The sequence below is a fragment of the Marinobacter daqiaonensis genome (genome assembly GCF_900115285.1).
GTDB lineage: Bacteria > Pseudomonadota > Gammaproteobacteria > Pseudomonadales > Oleiphilaceae > Marinobacter > Marinobacter daqiaonensis.
In genome coordinates this window covers 1-3272 of sequence record NZ_FOYW01000007.1, presented here as the reverse complement: position 1 = coordinate 3272, position 3272 = coordinate 1, and the positions used below count along the sequence as shown (strand labels likewise).

The 3272-nt window shown below is 57.3% G+C and carries 4 protein-coding genes and 4 tRNA genes; all 8 read right to left on the bottom strand.

Annotated features, from left to right (window positions below; all coding sequences use genetic code 11):
• Positions 1-128, bottom strand: a 128-nt coding sequence (locus BM346_RS17860) for a GTP-binding protein (RefSeq protein WP_228704345.1), incomplete at its 3' end; no start/stop codon positions are given.
• Positions 129-176: 48 nt separating this feature from the next.
• A tRNA-Thr gene (locus BM346_RS17855) sits at positions 177-252 on the bottom strand.
• Between the two features lie 11 nt (positions 253-263).
• A tRNA-Gly gene (locus tag BM346_RS17850) sits at positions 264-338 on the bottom strand.
• 9 nt (positions 339-347) lie between these two features.
• Positions 348-431 (bottom strand) — tRNA-Tyr (locus tag BM346_RS17845).
• Positions 432-470: 39 nt separating this feature from the next.
• Positions 471-546, bottom strand: a tRNA-Thr gene (locus BM346_RS17840).
• Between the two features lie 31 nt (positions 547-577).
• Entirely contained in the window at positions 578-1375 is a 798-nt protein-coding gene (locus BM346_RS17835) for a hypothetical protein (protein ID WP_092016601.1), read from the bottom strand.
• Complete coding sequence (locus BM346_RS17830) at positions 1372-2112, bottom strand: type III pantothenate kinase (RefSeq protein WP_092016599.1); 741 nt, start codon at positions 2110-2112, stop codon at positions 1372-1374. The genes BM346_RS17835 and BM346_RS17830 overlap by 4 nt, the downstream gene beginning before the upstream one ends.
• Positions 2109-3074: a biotin--[acetyl-CoA-carboxylase] ligase gene (locus BM346_RS17825; RefSeq protein WP_092016596.1), complete on the bottom strand. Its 966-nt coding sequence runs from the start codon at positions 3072-3074 to the stop codon at positions 2109-2111. The genes BM346_RS17830 and BM346_RS17825 overlap by 4 nt, the downstream gene beginning before the upstream one ends.
• Positions 3075-3272: the final 198 nt, after the last annotated feature.

Below are 3272 nucleotides of genomic sequence, written 5' to 3'. Positions count from 1 at the left end.
CCTGTACCCCACACTTCGTGACATACGCGGGTCAGGGCCGCGGTCAGAGTGGTCTTACCATGGTCAACGTGACCGATGGTGCCCACGTTCAGGTGCGGCTTGTTACGTTCAAATTTAGCTTTAGACATTCGACCAGACTCCCTAATCAACAGGACAGTAACGTTGACCGGATAAAATGGAGCTCATGGGCGGATTTGAACCGCCGACCTCACCCTTACCAAGGGTGTGCTCTACCAACTGAGCTACATGAGCATTAACCAAATTGGAGCGGGCAGCGGGAATCGAACCCGCGTCATCAGCTTGGAAGGCTGAGGTAATAGCCACTATACGATGCCCGCATCATTAAGTGGTGGAGGGGGCAGGATTCGAACCTGCGAAGCTTACGCGTCAGATTTACAGTCTGATCCCTTTGGCCACTCGGGAACCCCTCCAGAGCAGACCTCCCAAAGGAGACCTCTCCAAAACTTAAGTGGAGCTGGCGGACGGAATCGAACCCCCGACCTGCTGATTACAAGTCAGCTGCTCTACCAACTGAGCTACGCCAGCTCACATTCGCCTCATCAGCGAGGGCGGTATACTACGGATTTTTTTCAGCGGTTGCAACACCTTCACAATCACTAAATTCAATCAGTTGTAGTTTGCCTTCGCCTACGGCGGAGCCGCCGTCAACAGTCAGCAATGACCGGTCCGGAGCCCCCTCAAAAACGAGGGCGTAGCTTATACGATTTCGGGGGAAGTTTGCCAGCACTGCATCAATATTTTCTGCCTGGCGCCGACTCAAAAGGTCCTCGGCGGATTTCCGGGACCGGAACAAGCCAAGGGAAATGGCATTTTCGCTCTCACCGGTCGGCACCACGTAAGCTTCAACCCCCCGATCAACCAGTTCCCGGTAACGGGCCATCGCGGCCTCACGGGAGTCCATAGGCGGTATCAATACCCAGTGGAAATCCTCAAGGGGCGTGACTCGCTCGGTGACTCCGGTGTTGTCAAGGCCGGACCGAGCTCGCTCAAGGCGCTGGAGGTGGTCCCGCGCCTGGGCAATGTCATCGAACCAGCCAATACCAAAACATTCACGCCCGGCCTTATCCACCGAACCTCGAGCCAGCTCGTTCCCCTTCCCGGGTTTGTCGTTTTTCGGGCCACTCTCTATCGAAATCTCCGGAGTTGCGTCCGGTTCGATCCGCGAGCTGTCACTCCGTACCGCGTCTGACGGCTCTGCCCCCGGCGCCGCCTCCTGATCCTGAATCAGCTTGATCTCCGCGACCCGTGGCAACCTCCCCTCTTCGACGGAGCGGACGTTAGGTGGTTCGTTAAAGGCAAACCAGAGGAAGATACCACCATTGATCAGCACCAGAGAGAGAACGAACCACTTCATCTGGCTGCGTCCACGATAGCAAGTCCCTCTATCACCAGATCCGGCCTGACTCGAACGGACTCTCCCGGACAACCGGCCCTTAGCAGCGCCTCCCTGATATGGACGGCATCACCACCGGTCAGCAGAAGGGGCATCGGACCAATCCTGGCGAGTTCCGAACCTATTGCCCCCATGAGCCAGTTCACACCATGGAAGACACACTCGTCCGTGGACCGTCCTGGCATTACATCAGTCAGCGAGTTATCCGCATTGAACAGGACCCGGGCCGTGTTCCTCTGTAGGGATTCAAGCATCATCCGCTTTCCCGGAAGGATGTACCCACCAAGGTGGCGCCCATCCTCTTCAAGCCAGTCTGCTGTGATGGCGCTCCCGGCATCCACGACGACACAGCGGCCCCGTATTTCAGACCAGGCTCCTATAAGAGCATGCCATCGATCTGCCCCCATGCTCTCTGGCGTTCGGTAAGCACATTGAACGGAACCGAAATGAGACTCTGTCCAGAAGAACTCGACGGGAGCGCCGGTGTACTGCGCAAGCAACTCCTGCAACTGCTCGCGCGCACGTTCAGACCGCACAGTCGAAACAGCCACGCGGACAGTGGCTCGCCACTGAGTGGGGGTCACACCGGAGAAAAGCTCTGGCGATTCCATTAACCCGGCACCCTGAGCAAGGACTCCGGTTCCATCCCTCAATTGCCATTTAATCCTGGTATTGCCAGCATCCAGATAGAGGTTCATGAGCTGACCCGAAGACTGATTTCGCCAGCATGCACCTTTTCAAAACGACCATCTGCTGTTTTCAGGACGTAGTTGCCGTGGGTATCAACGCCACAGCCCTCGCCACTCAATTCGCCGCTGGTGGCGGTCAATTGACGACCGGCAAAGGTATCGCTGCGGTTCCAGCTCTCCCTGAAAGGCCCGAAGCCTTCCGCCTGAAACTTGCGTACCGCCGGGATAAGCTGTCCGATAACTGAAGCGGCAATGCGATTCCTTTTCCATGAGACACCGGGGTTGGCCAGCTGAAGACTGGTCCAGGGCTGATCCACCGAAGGTGCTTCAGCCATATGGACATTGATACCAATACCTATGATGACCCGCACAGAGCCCTCGAGCTCCCCTTGAAGCTCGATGAGAATGCCTGCAAGTTTGCGACCGCCCACCAGGATATCGTTGGGCCACTTCAGCAGACCGCCTTCAAGCCCCTCGCCCTCCAGAGCCCGCTGAAGCGCAACGCCAGCCACAAGGCTCAGGCCGTCAAGCTCCGTAAAACTCCGAGTCACGTTAAGGCCGAGGCTCATGTAAAGATTCTGTCCGACCGGACTCTGCCAGGGGCGGCCTCGTCGGCCTCTCCCCTGCTCCTGGGCATCGGCAATGGACACCAGGATCCCGGTTTCATCGTCCTGCCAGCGCCGGCTGATATCGTTGTTGGTGGAGTCGATGGAGTCATAGACCCGAAGCGAGACGTACTCGCCGGAGGCCTTGTTCAAAGCAGAGAGAATGCCCTCGTCCGAGAGCAGATCCATTGGCTTTCCCAGCTGATAGCCCCTTCCGCGGATAGTGGATACCTGGACTCCCCCTTCCTGGAGCTTCTTCACCTGCTTCCAGATTGCAGTTCGGCTGATGCCGAGAGTGTCAGCCAGAGATTCGCCGGAGTGCACCTGTCCATCAGCAAGCAGGGAAAGAAGCGGTTTTGTGTTCATGACTGGGATCCCGGATAAAAACGACGGATATGAAGCATATGGCACGAAGTGCTGGATTAAACAACAGGAGGGATTAAAACACAAAGTATCGGCGGAACTCACTCCAGCAGGCTGGCGCCTACAGGGTTTCGTGCCATCCCCGGAGTGACCGGCCCAGTGTAGGAGCGGGCCTGCCCGCGAGGAGGGCATTCCTGTGGA